The 18,821-nt window shown below is 59.6% G+C and carries 12 protein-coding genes; 5 read left to right on the forward strand and 7 right to left on the reverse strand.

Annotated elements, in window-relative coordinates; genetic code table 11:
- Positions 1 to 66 precede the first annotated feature (66 nt).
- From JQ845_RS05375 to JQ845_RS05390, 4 genes are read left to right on the forward strand one after another with little or no spacing between them, the layout of a single operon-like run.
- Entirely contained in the window at positions 67 to 1,506 is a 1,440-nt protein-coding gene (locus JQ845_RS05375) for a phenylacetate--CoA ligase family protein (protein WP_203008705.1), read from the forward strand.
- Positions 1,507 to 1,510: 4 nt separating this feature from the next.
- On the forward strand, positions 1,511 to 2,968 hold the full coding sequence (locus tag JQ845_RS05380) for an acyl-CoA reductase (protein WP_161718695.1): 1,458 nt from the start codon (positions 1,511 to 1,513) through the stop codon (positions 2,966 to 2,968).
- Between the two features lie 59 nt (positions 2,969 to 3,027).
- Positions 3,028 to 4,107 (forward strand): NAD(P)-dependent alcohol dehydrogenase, encoded by a 1,080-nt coding sequence (locus tag JQ845_RS05385; protein ID WP_003445571.1) that lies wholly within the window; start codon positions 3,028 to 3,030, stop codon positions 4,105 to 4,107.
- Positions 4,104 to 6,215 carry a 3-hydroxyacyl-CoA dehydrogenase NAD-binding domain-containing protein gene (locus tag JQ845_RS05390; protein WP_203008707.1) on the forward strand — a complete coding sequence of 704 codons (2,112 nt, stop codon included), beginning with the start codon at positions 4,104 to 4,106 and terminating at the stop codon, positions 6,213 to 6,215. Before JQ845_RS05385 ends, JQ845_RS05390 begins: the two co-directional genes overlap by 4 nt.
- 104 nt (positions 6,216 to 6,319) lie before the next feature.
- Here the strand turns inward: JQ845_RS05390 and JQ845_RS05395 are convergent, their stop codons facing one another.
- The 7 genes from JQ845_RS05395 to JQ845_RS05425 all read right to left on the reverse strand — a co-directional run bounded on the left by JQ845_RS05395 (position 6,320) and on the right by JQ845_RS05425 (position 17,504).
- A complete protein-coding gene (locus JQ845_RS05395; protein WP_010656494.1) occupies positions 6,320 to 7,963 on the reverse strand; it encodes a fatty acid--CoA ligase in 1,644 nt (547 codons plus the stop codon).
- A 34-nt stretch (positions 7,964 to 7,997) separates the two neighbouring features.
- On the reverse strand, positions 7,998 to 9,776 hold the full coding sequence (locus JQ845_RS05400) for an acyl-CoA dehydrogenase C-terminal domain-containing protein (protein WP_203008709.1): 1,779 nt from the start codon (positions 9,774 to 9,776) through the stop codon (positions 7,998 to 8,000).
- 7 nt (positions 9,777 to 9,783) lie between these two features.
- On the reverse strand, positions 9,784 to 12,318 hold the full coding sequence (locus JQ845_RS05405) for an efflux RND transporter permease subunit (RefSeq protein WP_127195393.1): 2,535 nt from the start codon (positions 12,316 to 12,318) through the stop codon (positions 9,784 to 9,786).
- Between the two features lie 31 nt (positions 12,319 to 12,349).
- Positions 12,350 to 13,423, reverse strand: coding sequence for a WD40/YVTN/BNR-like repeat-containing protein (locus JQ845_RS05410; protein ID WP_203008711.1), 1,074 nt, complete (start codon positions 13,421 to 13,423; stop codon positions 12,350 to 12,352).
- Between the two features lie 142 nt (positions 13,424 to 13,565).
- Complete coding sequence (locus JQ845_RS05415; protein WP_003445560.1) at positions 13,566 to 14,924, reverse strand: DUF1329 domain-containing protein; 1,359 nt, start codon at positions 14,922 to 14,924, stop codon at positions 13,566 to 13,568.
- A gap of 39 nt (positions 14,925 to 14,963) precedes the next feature.
- Positions 14,964 to 16,841 carry a DUF1302 domain-containing protein gene (locus JQ845_RS05420; RefSeq protein WP_003445558.1) on the reverse strand — a complete coding sequence of 626 codons (1,878 nt, stop codon included), beginning with the start codon at positions 16,839 to 16,841 and terminating at the stop codon, positions 14,964 to 14,966.
- A gap of 108 nt (positions 16,842 to 16,949) precedes the next feature.
- Entirely contained in the window at positions 16,950 to 17,504 is a 555-nt protein-coding gene (locus JQ845_RS05425) for an RBBP9/YdeN family alpha/beta hydrolase (RefSeq protein ID WP_010656499.1), read from the reverse strand.
- Between the two features lie 254 nt (positions 17,505 to 17,758).
- On the opposite strand from JQ845_RS05425, the gene JQ845_RS05430 reads away from it, so the two are divergent.
- Complete coding sequence (locus JQ845_RS05430; RefSeq protein WP_003445555.1) at positions 17,759 to 18,778, forward strand: AraC family transcriptional regulator; 1,020 nt, start codon at positions 17,759 to 17,761, stop codon at positions 18,776 to 18,778.
- Positions 18,779 to 18,821: the final 43 nt, after the last annotated feature.

Genomic DNA, 18,821 nt, shown 5'->3' on the forward strand with positions numbered 1-18,821 from the left:
TGCCCATACTTGAGCCACATCCTCCTCCGGCATTGCCGGTTTACGAGTCGAGTAGCGAGCCAGATCATGCCTACTTCACAGCTGTCGATAGAACAAAAAACCCGGCTATTGCTTAACAGTCCGGCAGAGTTGACCGCCTATTCCCAACAGGCCTGGGACATGCTCCCCCGCGCCGAAATCGACGCGATTCAGCTGTGCGGGTTAAAGCAGCGCTTTGCAATGCTTCGCGACCGGATATCGGTCCTCAAGAAGCTCGCCGATGGCGAAGGCGTGAATCATGTCTTGCACATCAATGACGTGGTTCCTCTGTTGTTCGAGCACACCGTGTACAAGTCGTACCCGCCGTCGCTCCTGGAAAAACGTAACTTTGGCCAAATCAACAAGTGGCTGGGCAAGCTCGTCACCTCAGAGCTTGCCCAGGCCATTGCGGCGGTCAACGTCAGTGGCTGTGAGGGGCTGGACGACTGGTTCGAAGTCATGGACGAGGCCGTGCCGCAACTGCGCATCAGCCACACTTCCGGTACGTCCGGGACCCTCTCGTTCCTGCCCCACGCCGTGCGTGAATGGGAGAAATTTGCCCAGCTACGCAAAATGAATGTGCACAACATGCAGGGGCCCGATACGCCCCTGCCCGACCTGCACACCATTTACCCGTACTACCGCAAGGGCTACCTGAGCCATGTGCGGGTCCACGAAGCGATGATTCCAGCGTTGCTGGGGCACGAATCAAGGTTTCATGCGGCATACCCGGCCACCCTCAGTAGCGATGTGCTTCATCTTGGCGCCAGGCTGCGTGCAGCACAGTCCAAGGGCACCCTTGATCGTCTGGAAATCAGCCCGCAACTGCAGGCCAAGAAGCAGGCCTTTGACCAGTTGCAGGCCGAAATGCCTCAGCACCTGGCGGCTTTTTTTGATCAGATGTCCACTGAACTCCGGGGCAAGCGGGTATACATCGCTGCAACCTGGAACCTGTTGCACAGCATGGCCAAAGCAGGCCTGGAGCGTGGCCTTGAAGCTGTGTTCGACCCTGATTCATTTATCCATACCTCGGGGGGGGGCAAGGGCGTGGTGCAACCCGAAGGGTGGCGCGATGACGTGCTGCGGTTCACCGGGGCCCGGCGGATCAATGAGTCCTATGCAATGTCCGAAGTCGTCGGCGGCGCCCACCCGCGCTGTGAAGCCGGGCACTTCCCCTTTGCCCCCACGGTCATCCCTTACCTGCTTGACCCGCAAACCAGCCGGCCACTGCCCCGCCATGGCCGCGTAACCGGCCGCGCGGCGTTCTTTGACCTCGGCGCGGAGATCCGCTGGGGCGGTTTTATCACCGGCGACGAGATCACCATCGAGTGGGACCAACCCTGCGCGTGCGGCCGACCCAGCTACTACGTGGTCGGGGCCATTCAGCGATACAGCGAACTGACTGGCGGCGACGACAAGATCACCTGTGCCGCCACAGAAGACTCTCATCGCCAGGCGATGGACTTTCTCAATACCCTGGAGGGCTAACCCCATGAACAAGCCTGTTGCGCCAATGATCATTCGCGGTCAGATCATCACCGACAACCTGATCGACGTGGGTGGCCGGGGCGGTGATCTGATTTTTCGCACCCCTGATGCACACTGCTACATCGACCAGTTGCCGCTGGGCAATCCGGCCAGACTGGCCGACCTGTACAGCCTCACATTCGAAGATATCCTGGAGTACGCCCAGGCCCTCGGTGAACGCCTGGAGTTCGACACCAATCCCTACCTGCAGGAAGCCTGCGAGCTGTCTTACCTGACCGCACCGGTGACCCCGACAATGGTCAAAAGCAGCTATATGGGACTGCGCCATATGCTCACTCGAGAAGCGATCACCGAGCAGGTCGAGCTGTCCGTGGGCATCAAATACCTTGAAGGCTGGGTCAGGCAGCGCTTGATCGACGGCACCGAGCTGGAAGTACGCTGCTTCGGCGCCCGCACCCTGCATATCGTCGCGGGCAATGCGACCGGGCTATCGCTGCTGACCATCATCCGCAATATGGTGTTGCGCAGCGATGCGATCATCAAAGCGCCTTCCAATGATCCGTTCACGGCATTGGCCATCGCCCGCACCATGGTCGACATGGCGCCTGACCATCCGCTGACCAGGCACTTGAGTGTCGCGTACTGGAAAGGTGGCGATCAGGCTTTTGAGGAGCGTCTTTATCAGCCTCAGAACCTGGAAAAAATCGTCGCGTGGGGCGGTTTTGCCTCAATGAAGCATGTCACGCGCTATATCCAGCCGGGTCTTGAACTGATTTCCCTGGATCCCAAACGCAGCGCCAGCATCATCGGCAAGGCCACTTTCGACAGTGAGCAAAGCATGCGTGAGGCCGCCGTGCGCCTGGCCTGCGACATTGGCGCGCTAAACCAGAAGGCCTGTGTGTGCGCCCGCGTGGTCTATGTACAGAGCGGTACCGATGAGGCCGGCCTGGCGCAGTTGAACACCTTCGGCCGCTATGTTTACGACGCCATGCAGACCCTGCCCAATACCATCAGTACCGCGCCCAAAAGTTACGACCCGGGCCTCAAGGCCGAAGTCGATGCACTGCGCCTGAGTGATGACTGGTATCAAGTGATTGGCGGAAAGGACGGCGAAGGTTCGGTGATCTGTTCCCAGCTGGCGGAGCCGGTGTCCTTTGCTGCACGTCTGGACGATCGCACAGCCAATCTGGTGCCCGTTGACGAGCTGAGCGAAATGCTCGAAGCGGTGGATGCCTATACCCAGACTGTTGGCGTCTACCCGGAAAGTATCAAGGACGAGCTCAAGGACATATTGCCCTTGTATGGTGCCCAGCGAATTGTCTCGCTGGGCTACGCCGCAGGGCTCAAATGGGCCGGTCCCCAGGATGCCATCGAGCCGCTGCGGCGAATGGGCAAGTGGATCGTCAACCAGATTGCTTCACCGCAAACCAGCCCGGCTCCCTGGCTACGCCCCTCGATCTAACCACCACAGCCTCCACAGTCAAGGCTGTGGGGGCCTGTCGATTTTCACAGGACATTGCCATGACTACTTGCCTGGGTTTTGCTGCTCTGGATGCACATTGCGCTCTTACCCCGTTTCGCTTCCAGCGGCGGGCCTTGCGCGATGATGACATTGCCATCGCGATCGCTTTTTGCGGTGTGTGCCACTCCGATGCTCATCAGGTTCACAACGACTGGAACAACACGGTTTATCCCTGCGTGCCGGGCCACGAAATTGTGGGCTATGTCACAGACACAGGCCCCAAGGTGAGCCGCTTCAAAGTCGGTGACCGGGTGGCTGTCGGTTGTCAGGTTGACAGTTGCCTGCAGTGCGCACCCTGCGCCGAGCATCAAGAACAACTCTGTGTCCACGGCCCTACGACCACCTATAACGGCAAAGACCGGCAGACCGGCGAGATCACCTATGGCGGCTATGCCGAACATATTGTGGTTCGTGAGCCGTTTGTGCTGCGCATGCCGGAAAATCTTGATCCGCGCTACGCAGCCCCTTTGTTGTGCGCGGGCATCACCGTCTGGAACCCTATGCGCCGCTACGGCGTGGGCAAAGGGTCGAAGGTTGCGGTGGTCGGGCTTGGCGGGCTGGGGCATATGGCCGTAAAACTGGCCACAGCCCTGGGCGCCGATGTCACCGTGATTACCACCTCGGCCGGCAAGGCGGATGACGCCCGCGCCCTGGGCGCCAGGCAGGTGCTGCTCTCCAGTGATACGCCAGGGATGGCCAAAGCGGCCAATTCATTTGAATTCATCATCGACACCATTCCTCGCCGGCACGACGTCAACCCCTACCTGATGCTGCTGGGACGCAACGGGGTGCTGGTGCTGGTGGGCGCCATAGAACCGCTGGAGCCCATTCATGGCGGCTTGCTGATACGCAATAACCGCAGTCTGGTGGGCTCGCTGATCGGCGGAATTCAGGCGATTCAGGAATTGCTGGATTTCTGCGCCGAACATCAGGTCCTGCCCGACTGCGAAATGATTGCCATGCAGGACATCAACAGCGCTTTTGAGCGCTTGCAGAGCAACGATGTGAAATACCGTTTCGTGATCGATATGAGCACCTTGCATGACGTTGCCTCTTTGTCTTCAAAGGAGGCGCCATGAGTGCCCTGATCCACTTTCAGGTAGACCGGCAACTGGCCCTGATCGGCCTGGCCCATGCCCCCGTCAATGCCCTAGGCCAGAGGCTGCGCAGCGAACTGCTGCAGGCCATCGAGCGTGCAGTGGCCGACGGGGAGGTACGGGCAATCATTGTCTACGGTCACGGCGTGCCCTTTGGTGCGGGGGCGGATATCAATGAGTCCGGTACTCTGGCGCCATTCGCCAGCCCCTCCCTGGGCGATGTACTGCTGCGCATGACGCAATTGAACAAGCCGCTGATTGCCGCAATCAGTGGCATGGCGCTGGGGGGCAGCCTGGAACTGGCACTTGCCTGTGGCTATCGCATCAGTGAGCCGGGTGCCCGTTTCGCCCTGCCGCAAATCAACCTGGGGTTGATTCCCGGTGCCGGTGGTACTCAGCGTTTGCCGCGCCTGGTAGGCGCTGTGCAAGCTCTGGAAATGATCCTCTACGGGCGGCCCGTCAATGCTCGGCATGCACTGCAAGCCGGTCTGCTCGATCGCCTGGCCCAAAGCCCCGAGACCTTGCTCGCTGAGGCCAGTGAATGGGCCCATGAACTGCTTGCGGCCCAGGCACCTGCCCAACCGTCACCGCCATGGCCCGACCCGGCCAGCGAACTGCCTGCGCATTATTTCCAGCAATACCGCAGCGCCAATAAGCATCGCTGGCAAGGTCAGCCAGCCCCGCAACAGGCGCTGGCGGCCCTTGAAGCCGCCTGCAATTTACCGCTGGCCGAAGGGTTGGCGTTCGAGGCCGGGCTGTTCCGGCAGCTCGAGGGATCAAGCCAGTCCGAGGCTTTGCGCCACGTTCATGCTGCCGAGGGCGACCTCGGCACACAGCCCGGGGTAAACCTGCAGACGCCGATTCGTCCCGTTCACCGGGTAGCGATCATTGGCGCAGGTACCATGGGCGGCGGGATTGCCATGTGTTTTGCCAACGCCGGAATTCCGGTCGCTTTGCTGGAGCTCAAGGCTGAGGCGCTGGAGCACGGCTTACGGCTGATTCGCACTAATTATCAGACTGGCGTCAAACGCGGAAAACTGACCGAGGCGCAACTGGAACAGCGCATGGAACTGCTGCACGGCACCCTCGACTATGCCGAGATCAGTGATGCTGACCTGGTCATCGAAGCGGTATTCGAAAGCCTGGCCATCAAGCAGCAGGTCTTCCGCACCCTGGACGAAGTGTGCAAACCGGGGGCAATCCTGGCCAGTAACACCTCGACCCTGGACGTGGATGCCATCGCTGCGGTCACTCGACGCCCGCAAGACGTGATTGGCCTGCACTTCTTCAGCCCGGCGAATGTCATGCGTCTGCTTGAAGTGGTTCGCGGGCAAGCCACCGCAGCCGATACCCTGGCAACCACGCTGAGCATCGCCGCCCGTATCGGCAAAATCCCGGTGGTGTCCGGGGTGTGCTTTGGCTTTATTGGCAACCGCATGCTCGAGCCCTACTCCCGGGAAGCCCATCGCCTGCTGCTGGAAGGCGCAACCGTAGCCCAGATAGACAAGGTGCTGACTGATCTGGGGCTGGCCATGGGGGTGCTGGCCATGCATGACCTGGCCGGGATCGACGTCAGCTACCTGATCCGCGAGGCTCGGCGCGAGCAGATCCGGCAGGACCCGGGCTACTGCAAAATCGCCGACGCGCTGTATGACCTGGGGCACTACGGGCAAAAAACCGCCTGTGGCTTCTACCTCTATCAGGGCCGAGAACCTGTGGAGAATCCGGAGTTGACTGCTCTGGCTGAAAATATCGCCTGGGGCCTGGGGATCACCCGGCGTGTCATCAGCAATCAGGAAATCCATGATCGCTGCATGTTCATGCTTATCAACGAAGGGATTGCGCTGCTGGATGAAGGTATCGCGCAACGCAGCGGTGATATCGATCTGGTATGGATCAACGGCTATGGCTTTCCGGCCTGGCGAGGCGGCCCCTTGCACTATGCCCGGACCCTTGGTCTGGATGTGGTGCTTGAGGGAATCCGCCACTATCGCCAGAGCCTGGGCGCTTATGGGCAGATGTGGTTCCAGCCGGCGCCGCTGTTGGAGCGTCTGGTTGCCGCGGGTAAAACCCGGGTTGAAGTGATCTGAGCCAAACTGCAACAAGGAGCCGGGGGCGGTGATTGCCGTAGATGGCGAGCATCTGCCCCCCGCCAAGGTAAAGCCCCTGCGCCGTGGCACAGGGGCTTTTTGCGTCAGGTCAACAGGCTTTCGCGGATCAGCTTTTTGTTGATCTTGCCCACACTGGTCTTGGGAATTTCAACCACAAAGTCGAACTGTTTGGGTATCGCCCATTTGTTGATGCGGCCACAGGCCACGAACTGCTGCAGGTGGACCTCAAGCATGGGTTGATCGACGTACTGCCCGGGCTCGCATACCACCAGGGCCATCGGCCGTTCGCCCCACTGCTCATCCGCTACACCCACCACGGCCACCGCTATCACTGACGCGTGTTCACTGATCAGGTTCTCCAGATCCAGGGAACTGATCCACTCGCCGCCGGTTTTAATCACATCCTTGATCCGGTCTTTGATTTCCACCCGGCCCTGGGGGTCGATGGAGGCCAGGTCGCCGGTGTGCAGCCAGCCGTCCTGCCACAGTTCGGCGCCTTTTTCAGGTTCCTTCAAATAGCCCTGGGTCAGCCAGGGTGCACGTACCACGATTTCGCCCAAAGACTCTCCATTGTGGGCAACGGCATGACCGCTGCCATCGATGATCTTCAGGTCGACCATCGGTATCGGCATTCCGGTTTTAATGCGCTGGCTGAGTCGGGTTTGCGTGGAGTGCTCAATTTCTGCTGCGTTCAGGTAGCTGGTGCAGAGCATCGGGCAGGTTTCTGACATACCGTACCCGCTGTGTACCTGAATGCCTTTGGCGCTCGCCTGGCTGGCGATTGCCAGGGTCAGGGCGCTGCCACCCAGAAGCATTTTCCAGCTGTCAAAGCGGGTATTAACCGCCTCCTCGCAACTCAGGATCATTTGTAGAACTGTGGGCACGCAATGGGAGAACGTGACCTTTTCTTCCCGGAACAGCCTGACCAGACTGTTGGGTTCGTAACGGCCGGGGTACACCTGCTTGATCCCCATCAGCGTCGCCACATAAGGCACCCCCCAGGCATGCACGTGGAACATCGGCGTGATCGGCATATAAACGTCATCGGAACGTACCAGCGGCAAGCTCTGGTAACTGCCCATGGCTCCCACGGCATTCAAGGTATGCAGCACCAACTGACGATGGGTGAAATACACACCTTTAGGGGCACCTGTGGTGCCCGTGGTGTAGAAAATCGTCGCCACCGAATTTTCGTCAAAGTCGGGGAAATCGTAATCGGTAGCCGCCTGCGCCAGCAGGCTTTCATATTCGCCCAACAGCGGCAGGTCGGTGCGCCGAGGCTGGTCGTCAGTGAGGCGGATAAAGCCTTTGACCCTGGTCAGAGCGGGTTGGATCTGCTCAATCAAGGGCAAGAAATCATCATGCACCAGCACCAGGTCGTCCTCGGCGTGATTCATGGTGTAGAGCACCTGATCCGGAGAAAGGCGAATGTTGACCGTGTGCAGCACTGCGCCAATCATGGGCACCGCAAAAAAACATTCCAGGTAGCGGTGGCTATCCCAGTCAAGCATGGCGACCGTATCCCCGGCCTTGACTCCGGCAGCGGTCAGGGCGTTGGCCAGTCGGTGGATACGCTGGTTCAGGGTCTTGTAGCTGTAACGCAGTTTGTCGGCGTAGACGATTTCATTGCCCGGCTCATAGCGAGCGCCCGACAGTAGCAGGCGCTTGATCAATAGCGGGTAGGTATAGGCGCCATCTGCTGGTGGAATTATTTTTGTTTTAAGCATTATGGAAATTCCTGATTCTTTATTTAGACGTGCCTCAGAACTGCACGGCATCCAGCAGATAGAGACTTTCGCTGCCCGACTTGACCGATGAACTCAGTGATTCAATGCGTGGCAGCAGGCGGGCAAAGTAAAAACGTGCGGTGCCCAGCTTGCTGGCGTAAAAATCATCTTCGGTGTGTTTTTCCAGGGCCACCTGGGCCATACGCGCCCACAGGTAGGCGTAGGCGGTGTAGCCGAACACTTGCAGGTATTCGACTGAGGCCGCGCCCACTTCATTCGGGTTGTTCCGGGCCCGGTCCAGTAACCAGGCGGTCAGCTCGTCGAGGTTGTCCACGGCCGCGTTGAGCGGCTTGGTGAACTCGGCCAGTTCAGCACTGGCGGTTGCGCTGAACTGGCGAATTTCATCGGCAAACAGCCGGTACAGTGCCCCGCCACTGCCGACAATCTTGCGTCCTGTCAGGTCCAGCGCCTGAATGCCATTGGTGCCTTCGTAGATCTGGGTGATCCGCACGTCACGTACAAGTTGCTCCTGGCCCCACTCGCGGATATAGCCATGGCCGCCGAAAATCATCTGCCCGTGCAGAGTGGCTTCCAGGCCCATGTCGGTGAGAAACGCCTTGGCAACCGGAGTCAGCAATGACACCAGTTGTTCTGCTCGCAGCCGGGCGGGCGGGTCCTGACTGTATTTGGCGGTGTCCAGTTGCAGGGCCACATAACTGGAGAAGGCTCGTCCGCCTTCGTTCAGGGCCTTCATGGTCAGCAGCATGCGTCGCACATCCGGGTGCACGATAATTGGATCGGCGGCCTTTTGGCTATTCTGTGCGCCCGTCGGGGCGCGGCTTTGCAGGCGCTCACGGGCATAGTCGATGGCACTTTGATAAGAGCGTTCGCCCTGCGCCAGGCCTTGAATGCCGACACCCAGCCGCTCGTAATTCATCATGGTGAACATCGCCGCCAGCCCTTTGTTGGGCGCATCGACCAGCCAGCCGGTCGCCTGGTCGAAGTTCATCACGCAGGTCGCGGACGCCTTGATGCCCATCTTGTGTTCGATGGAGCCGCAAGACAGTGAGTTGCGCTCGCCCAGCGTCCCGTCGGCATTGACCAGTATCTTGGGCACCAGAAACAGTGAAATGCCTTTTGGCCCGGCGGGTGCATCCGGCACTCTGGCCAGTACCAGGTGAATGATGTTCTCGGTCAGGTCGTGCTCACCGCTGGTGATGAAAATCTTGCTGCCGCTGATGGCATAACTGCCATCGTCCCGGGGCTCGGCTCTGGTACGCAACAGGCCCAGATCGGTGCCGGCATGGGCCTCGGTCAAGCACATGGAGCCGCTCCAGAGGCCGGCATACATGTTGGGCAGGTACTTTTCTTTCAGCGCTTCGCTGGCATGGGCATTGAGTGACAGGCAGGCGCCGGCGGTGAGCATCGGGTAGAGACCGAACGACAGGTTGGCCGCGTTGACCATTTCTTCAACCTGGGCACTGATGGCCTTGGGCATGCCCATGCCGCCGTAACGCGGGTCGCCGCCCAGACCGACCCAGCCACCTTCAGCGAAAGTCTGATAGGCCGCCTGAAACCCCTCGGGCGCCTGCACTGCGCCATTGTTCCAGGCGCAGCCTTGCTCATCCCCTTTCTGGCGCAGCGGGGCGATGATCCCGGCGCTGATCTTACCCGCCTCTTCCAGGATGGCGGCAGCGGTCTCTTCATCCACGACCCCGGACATGCCGGGCAGTCGGTCCCACAACCGGGACACCTGGAAAACCTCATTGAGCACGAAGCGCATGTCGCGCAGGGGAGCTTTGTAGTCAGACATGGTTGGCTTACTCAGTCAGTGACAGGGCACGACGCATGCCCTGTTTTTTGGGGTTGTCGGTCTCGCTGAGGTGTACCGCCGGCTCGTCGGGGGCAGTGCGACGACTCAGCGCAGGACCGCGCAACAGGAAGTACGACAGGGCAGGAATGAGAATCAGCGCGCCAAGCATGTTCCACAGGAACATGAAGGTCAGCAGGATGCCCATGTCTGCCTGGAATTTGATCGGTGACCAGACCCAGCTCACCACCCCTGCCGCCAGGGTGATGCCCACCAGCCCCACGACCCGGCCGGTGAATGACACCGCTTTACGGTAGGCATCGGACAGTGACAGGCCCTGACGCTGGTGATGCAGCTGCACGCTGAGCAAGTACAGCGCGTAATCCACGCCGATCCCCACACCCAAGGCAATCACCGGCAAGGTGGCAACCTTCACCCCGATGCCCATGACCACCATCAACGCTTCGCAGAGGATTGAGGTCAGCACCAGCGGCAGCAAGGCCACCAGCGTGGCCCGCCAACTGCGGAAGGTGATCAGGCAGAACAGGGTCACCGCGGCGTAGACATAAAGCAGCATGGTGCGGTTGGCTTCGCGCACCACGATATTGGTCGCCGCTTCTATGCCGGCAGTACCGGCTGCCAGCAGGAACTGACGCTGCGGGGTGCTGTTTTCCCTGGCGAATTTGTCGGCAATGGCCACGACGGCGTCCAGGGTCTCGGCCTTGTGGTCTTTGAGAAAAGCGATCACGGGCATCAGCGAACAATCGGTGTTGAACAACTCCGGGGAATTCACCGAAGCCTGCTGGGCGGCATAGTTGAGCACGTCCTGGTTGCGCTGGATGCTGTTGAGCTTGGGATTGCCTTCATAGGAACCGGCAGTGATCTGGCGTACGGCGTTTACCAGCGAAGAGGTGGCCTGTACCCCTGGGGACTGCTGCAGCTCCCATGCCAGACGATCGGCAAGAATCAGTGTCTGGTAGTTCAGGCAACCTTCCGGGGCGGTTTTTATCATGACCGCAAACAGATCGCTGGACAGCGCGTAATGGCGGGTGATGTAGGCGTTGTCGAGGTTGTAGCGCGAGTCTGCGCGCAGCTCCGGGGCACCGCTGTCAAGGTCGCCTATTTTCAGTTGCAGGCTGACCACAAAACCAATGCCCCCCATAAGCAGTGCCACCAGCACCGCACCGGTTGCCCACTTGCCAGTGGTGAAGCGGTCCAGCAGGTCCCACATTTTGCCGAAGCCTTTATGGCCGGTGGCCCGGGTTTCGATTTCAAGGGCCCGCTCGGCGGCTTTACGGCCCACACCGATATAAGACAGCGCGACGGGCATTAACAGCAAAGAAGTAAATATCAGGACTGCGACCCCGATGCTGGCAGTGATTGCCAGGTCCTGTATCACCGGAATATCGATCAGCATCAGCACGGCGAAGCCCACTGCATCGGCCAGCAGGGCTGTAACACCGGCAATGAACAGACGGCGAAAGGTATAGCGGGCGGCAATCAATTTGTGTGTGCCGCGGGCGATGTCCTGCATGATGCCGTTCATTTTCTGTGCCGCATGGGACACGCCGATGGCGAAGATCAGGAAAGGCACCAGCACCGAGTAGGGATCAATGGCATAGCCCAGCCAGGCAATAATGCCCAGCTGCCAGACCACTGCAATCAGCGAGCAGCCCACCACCAGCAAGGTGCTGCGAACACAGCGGGTGTAGAGGTAGATGATGATCAGGGAAGTGACCACCGCCAGCCCGAAAAACATCATGACCTGAATCAAGCCGTCGATCAGATCGCCCATCAGCTTGGCGAACCCTATGACCCGCACCTTGTACTGGCCTTTGCCCTCCTCCCCGGCCTTGCGTGCAGCGCTGTCACCGGCGAATTCGATCTTGTCCCGCAGTTGTTCTTCAAGCAAACGCGAGAATTGCTGATAGTTGACGCCCTTGCCCGTGGCGGAGGTCTTGTCCAGCAGCGGTACGATCAACATGCTGGATTTGTAGTCACTGGCCACCAGACTGCCGACGATCCCGGCCCGGCTGATGTTCTGGCGCAGTTGTGCGATGTCTGCGGGCGAGCCTTGATAAGTGCCGGGCATCACCGGGCCGCCCTGAAAGCCTTCCTCGGTGACTTCGGTCCAGCGTACACCGGGGCTCCATAACGACTTCATCCAGGCCCGGTCAACACCTTCAGTGATGAACAGCTGGTCGTTGACCTGTTTGAGGACTTCAAGGTAACCGGGATCGAAAATGTCGCCCCGGGTGTTCTCCACCACCACCCGTACCGAGTTCCCCAGCCCGCGTAACGACTGGCGGTTTGCCAGGTAGTTCTGGATGTACGGCTGGCTCTGAGGAATCATTTTTTCGAAACTGGGTCGCAGTTCCAGGCGCGTCAACGCCATATAACCCAGGAGCACGGTGACCAGTGCCATCAGTAGCATGAACAGTGGGCGGTAGTTGAACACCAGCCGCTCCAACAGGTTGCCGGAGTGGCGGTCGAAGTCCCGCAGATCGCGGATCACCGGCATGGTGTCTTGCTTGATATTGCCCATGTCTGGGTACTCGCTCTAATTGTTCTATGGCTTATTCGCCGGCCAGTGCCTGTGCACCACGGCTACCCACTACCACCAGCGAGCCATTGGCAGCCAGGGTGGCTCCGGCCACGGGGGCTATGTCCTGCTGCGCCAACAGGTGTAATCGCGGGCTGTCGGCCTGACTGAGCAACGCGTGCCCGGCCTGGGTGAACAGTTCGTACTGCCCCTGGGGATTGACGACGGCGGCTGTAATGCTGACTTGCAGGCCACTGCTGAGCGGACTCCAGTGCGCGCCGCCATCGCTGCTGCGCAACACATTGCCCCGCAGGCCGTAGACGATGACCTCGCCGGGTTTGCCGATAACCCCGAAAAAACTGCCCTGATAGGGTGTGTGGATGGCCGCGAAACGCTGCGCGGTTTCATCCCATTTCAGCACCAGCCCCTGCTCACCGGCGATGTACAGCGCGTCGCCGGTGGACGCTATGGCGTTGAGGTGAAAGCCCTGGGGGTTGTCGGTGCGGTCCTGAAAAGGGGTCCAGCTGCGGCCTCCGTCTTCGGTACGCAGGATCAGGTTGAACACGCCGACCACATAACCCAGCCTGTCGTTGGCGAACCACACATCGAGCAGCGGTTTGTCGGCGCCTTCTGCCGCCAGACGCTGACCTTCTGCAACCAGTAATGGCCATTGCTCATTGCCGGGCTCGGCTATGGTCAGAGCGGTGTAATGCTTGATCAGCAAGTCACCGATCTGGCGCCCGTCCAATTGCTTGCGCCAGGTGACCCCAGCGTCACTGCTGTGCAGCACGACACCATCGTTACCCACCGCCCAGCCCTGTGTCGCAGATGGAAAATACACCGCACTCAGATCACTGCTCAGGGGCACGCTGGCCTGGGTCCATTGCTTGCCAGCATCATCGGAATAAAGAATATGGCCACGCTGTCCCACGCTCACCAGACGCTCACCTGCACGGGTGATACCCACCAGCGGGCTGCGTACGGACAACGCGCTGGGTGCCGATGGCAGGTCCAGAACATCCACATAACTGGCGGCATACGCGCCACCGGGCACCAGCGCCAGCAGTGGCAACAGCAGCGCCAGTTCGAACTTTTTAAGCAAACCCATACCGCACCTTCCATGAAAACAACAGCGCGAGCACCTGGGTGCCTGCGCTGTCGGAGCCGGAAACTCAAGATACACAGCGTTCTTGAAGTCACTCTGGCGGGGCACTACAGCCTTGGGGCCCCGGATTTCTTTGAGCGGCTGCCTAGCGAATCCCGGCCCCGGCCAGGGCGTCCGGCGCCCACTGCACTTTCGAGAGCGGGTTGGTGTACTTGATGCCGCCGTACGGGCCGACGATACCGTTGATGTTGTAGTTGCCCCCGACCAGGTCATAAATCATGAAAGGCGAGGTATCCGGGGTCTGTTTGTCGTAGCTCTGGCTGAGGAAGGTGAAGGCACCCCGGTAGAGCTTGCCGCTGGAGTCATATTGGTCGGAGGCCAAAGCGATCCAGCTGTCTTCATCCAGGTAAAAGCGGCGTTTGTGATAGATGTGGCGGGCGCCGGGCTTGAGCGTGGCTTCCACCACCCAGACCCGGTGTTTCTCCCAGCGCACATAATCCGGGGCAATGTGGTTGGCGGTCGTGAGCGGCCCGGCTTCCTTGGCATAGGTCAGCTTGTAGGTGTTATAGGGCACGATCAGTTCCTGCTTGCCCACCAGCTTCCAGTCGTAACGGTCCAGGGCGCCCATAAAGACGAAGGTATCGTCGTAGGTGTTGGCGCCGGCGGTGCCGGGGTTCGGCGTGTCATAGGCAAGATCAGGGGCCAGCTTTACCCGCCGCTGACCCGGCAGGTACTGCCAGGCCTTGCGTGGCTGGGTCAACGGGTCGGCAGAATCCCTGAGCATGATGGCTTCACCCGCACGACGCGCAGGGCCGGTGTAATACAGCTTCATCTGGTAAAAAATGTCGGTACTGGCAACCGGCTTTGACATGTTTTCGTAGATCGGATAGTTCATGAATGCCAGCGCCGTGGTGGACAGTGTAGGCACCCCCGCAGCGTCAACGTTCCAGGAGTCATACTTGGTGTTCAGATTGGTACCCAGGTAGCGCAACAGGTGGTTCCACATGGCCTCGCTGCCCGAATGCGGAATCGGGAACGGTACCCCGGGCAGCACGTTATCAATGGCCAGGCCGTCGTTGAGGCTCTTGGCATCGGTGGCGTTTTTCAGGGTATTGGCCAGCACCGGCGCAGGCAGCGATACGGTACGGTGGGTCGGATACACATCGATCCGGTACGTCGGGTAGCGCCTGGCCAGCTCCACAGTGGTAGCGGTCAGCATTCCCTTGTACTGATCCACGTTTTTGCCATCGATGACCAGCAGCGGTTTCTCATCGGCAAAGGGGTCCGGGCGCATGCTGTCACCGGCTTTGAAGCTGGCAGGGGGGACGGTCAGACCGCCCTTGTAGGCCGGGATCGAACCATCGGCATTGCCTGCCATTTCGCCGCCCACTCCCGTCAGGCTGGTGCCCAGTTTTGCGGCCTCTTGCGCCGATACGCCGGCTTGAGCCTGGCCGGCAATGATGGCGGCCAGAGAAGCTGCGAGCACAGTACTTAGAAATTTCATCTGAATTCTCTCCACTTGTTTTTATAATTCGAGCGTCAGTCAGAATGTGGCTTTGAACGAGGCAGTGACCATCCCGCGATCCTTGAGCAAAGGCGACAGGCCAGCTTGAGAGGTGATCTGTCCGGGGATGCACTGGTACAGACCGTTGGCCCCCGGGGTGTTGTTATCAAACCCGCTTTCGCAGGTATCGAAAGGGCCAAAGGAGTCGACGTATTTCAGGTCGAGTTTGTACTTCTGGTAGATGTCTGCCGCGACGCCGATCGAGTAGCTGCCGGCATCTTCGTTGCCACCCAACTGCACCGCAGAGTTGCCTTTGAGGCCCACGTTGTAGGAAACCGGCATGGACATATCGACACCCGGGAAGACCTGGAACCAGGTCGGGGCGAAGTTGGCCGCGATGGTGTAAGCGTTGGTGTCAACCTTGTCGACGCCCCTGTAGCTGGAGTCGCCCTTGAATGTCTGCTTGCCTTTGTCGACGCTGACCAGGTGGGTCAAGGAACCTTCAACTGCCAGTGAGGAGGCATCCCAGAGCGCTGTCTTGCCAAAAGTCACCAGGCCATTGAGTACCACGTGGAAGGTCTTGCCTCGGGCCAGCCCGGTTTCGCCATTGCCCGGCATGGCGCCGATAATGTTGGCGCCGTTGATCAGGCCCTCACCTGCCTGGGTATCCAGGGTTGAGTTGACCGTGCTGAAGTTACTCACCAGGGGCATGTTTTCGCGGTAGTTCAAGTCAAGGCCGACGCTGACCGGCCCTACACTTTTCGACAGGCTGATGCCGTAGATATCAATGTCATCGGCATAGGCTGTCATGTACTCGACGCCTTGCAGGCCCGCCAAACCCGGCTGGTGCAGGTTGGGTGCATTGATCAGCACCGCCGGCATCGGGTCCGAGGTGTTGCGGTAGTAAAAGCCCAGGGTGCCGTCCAGCCATTGCGGGCTCCACTTGGCCATCAGACCGAAGTCGCCGGAATTTCGCGGTTTTACATCATGCCCGCGTGGCGCCGCGTAATAGGCCCCGGAGCCGTCCAGCAGGGTCGGCAAGGGCAGCCAGAATACATCCGCGCCCTCCCCCAGCATGTCGTAGCCGCCCATGTAGGTGCCGCCTTCGGGCAGGCGGGAGTTCTGGAATTCGAGGAAGTATTGGGCGCCCAGGGTCAGCTCCGGGTTGACCGTAAACGACACTGACAACTGGTTGCGCGGCAGGAACAATTCTTTGGTTTCAGTGCCCGGCACGTTATACAGCTTGGCGATGTCCAGTGCCGACTGGCCGTAGTTGATGCCGTTGGCCGCGTTGAACAGGGTCTCGCCCCAGTACACGTTGTGTTTGCCAAGCTTGGCGCTGAGCATCGATTCGTCGCCGATTTCAGTGCTGTAGAACACAAAGGCATCGAGGATTTCCCCCGAGGGGCCGTTGTAATAACGATCGGTATAGTTGCTCAGCCCGTGTCTGCTGGCCGAATGTCCATTGAGCGAGTCACCCGGCTGAATCAGGCCACCGTTTGCAGCGCGGGCCGCTACCAGATTGCCTGCGTTGCCCGCTTGTCCCGGGAAAGGGTTGGAGTTTGAACCGACATGGTCGTAAGCATGGTCATACCAGCTTGCGGCGCTGACCCTAAAGCCCATTTTTCCCTGGTAGACCACATCCAGTTCACTTAGCAGATCGACTCGCTGACTCACCGCACTGCCGACGCCAAAGTTCTTGTCGCCGTCGTTGAGGTTGGAGGTGCCGGCAATCTTCGAGTTCTGACCTTCGACGCGCTGGCCATAGCTGGCTTTGAGGGTGTTGTCGAAGCGCACGGCCCAGTCTTCGCTACCATCGGTGAGTTCGAAAGCATAGGCACAAGGCATTGAGGCAAGCAGGATGGCAGTGGTCAGTACGCTGCGACTCGGGCGGCTTTGACCTGTGGTGTTGTGCATTACGTTGTCTCCGTTTTTTTTTGTTTTTGTTTTTGGTTTTAACAACGGCTCACACCCCGGTCCTGGCGGTGATGGGAGCAGACTTCAGGCGGTTTTGCGGTAATTCGATCAGCGGTCCAGCGTGCGGATAAACTCTTCGGCCTGTGGCCACAGGCCGTAACCGGAAGCTGGATTGAGATGGCCGACAGCCCCGAGATTGACCAGCTCGCTGCCCCACTGTCGGGCCATGCGGGTCACGGCCGGCAGACTTGCAAGGTGATCATTGGTGCTGCCAACAACAATCGAGGGGAACCCCAACCGGCCTTTTGGCAGAGGGTCCCAGCCATTGGCCCGCAGGCTTTGCGAGGTTGGATAGCCCAGTGGCCAGACGGCCTCAAGGTCTGGCGGTGCGGCCAGCAATGCGCCCTTGATCGGGCGCTTACTGAGGGCCGCCCAATGCGCGACCATCAGTACACCGGCGCTGTGGGCGACCAGGATCACCGGGCCGCTGATCGCCTCAAGCTCACGCTCAATCGCATCTACACGAGCCGCCAGACTGAGCTTGTTGTCTTCCAGAGGCGGTACTGAACGGACCTTGTCCAGTCGCGCAGCCAGTAACGTCTGCCAGTGCTGGGGCACGTGATCACGCAAGCCCGGAACAATCAGAATCGTGGTTTCACTCATGGTTCTTTTCACCCTTGAACAAGCCATCGGACAGTTCGCCAACGCGTCGAACCCTTGCCAGAAGCACAGTAAATTTCGCCTTCTGCCAACGCTTCACATTTGGCGTCAGTCACTTCTCTTTTGATGACAGGGCCCGGAATCAAACCCGGAGTTTTACCCGCAGGCGCTTTTCATTCCACGACCAAACCTCTATAAATGGCAGCCAGTCGTTGTAGCGAGACCTCATTTGTCAGCAAATGGAAGCCAGACACCCCATGACCGTTCTAGCCCGATCCGCAGCACTGACCAACTATCTGGAAGTGACCCGTCATCTGCGCTTGAACGTCAATGCGCTGCTGGCCCAAGCCGGATTGAGCCCTTCGATTCTCAACGATCCCAAGCAACGCATCCCGGCAAGTTCGGTGGTCAGTCTGCTGGAGCACTCAGCGCAAATGAGTGGTTGCCAAACCCTTGGCCTGCGCATGGCCGAGTTACGGCAGCTGTCGGATTTTGGTGAAGTGAGCCTGCTGCTCAATCTTCAGAACAGTCTGCGCGACGCCTTGAAAGTGATTGTGCAGTACCGGCACCTGCTCAATGACTCACTGGCAATTTTCATTGAGGAAAGCGGCAAGACGGTGATCATTCGCGAGGAACTGATCACCGAGGTGGCTGCCGGTAACCGTCAGTCCATCGAACTGGCCATCGCTGTGATGTATCGTTTTTGCGCGGCCCTGCTTGGCGCGCACTGGCACCCGATAAATGTCTGCTTCACCCATGAAGCCCCCGAAGATCTGACCGTGCACCGGCGTATCTTCGGCTGCAAAGTGGAGTTCGGTTGTGAGTTCAACGGCATCATTTGCCCCGCCACCGACCTTGACACTGCCAACCCTCTGGCCAATGAGGCCATGGCTCGCCACGCGCAGCGCTACCTGGACTCGCTACAGGGCAAAAGCAATCACTCGCTGGCATTTGACGTCCGCAAATCCATCTACCTGCTGCTGCCCATGGGCCGCGCCACCATTGAGCAAATTGCTCAAAGCCAGGGTATGAACGTACGCACCCTGCAACGCCGCCTGGAAGAAGACGGCGCCAGTTTCAGCGAGCTGATCAATATCGTGCGTCGCGACCTGGTGATTCGCTACCTGGAGAACCCCGGCTATTCCCTGGGACGCATTACCGACATGCTCGGTTACTCCATGCCCAGTTCTTTCACCCGCTGGTTCATTTCGCAGTTCGGCCAGCCGCCGGCCGTCTGGCGCAGTGAACGCATGATTGCGCCGCGTAAAGATCACTGAGGGCCCGCCAGCGACGGGTTTGCTGCCAACACCGCCATGCAAT

This window comes from Pseudomonas paraversuta (genome assembly GCF_904063065.1).
Classification (GTDB): domain Bacteria; phylum Pseudomonadota; class Gammaproteobacteria; order Pseudomonadales; family Pseudomonadaceae; genus Aquipseudomonas; species Aquipseudomonas paraversuta.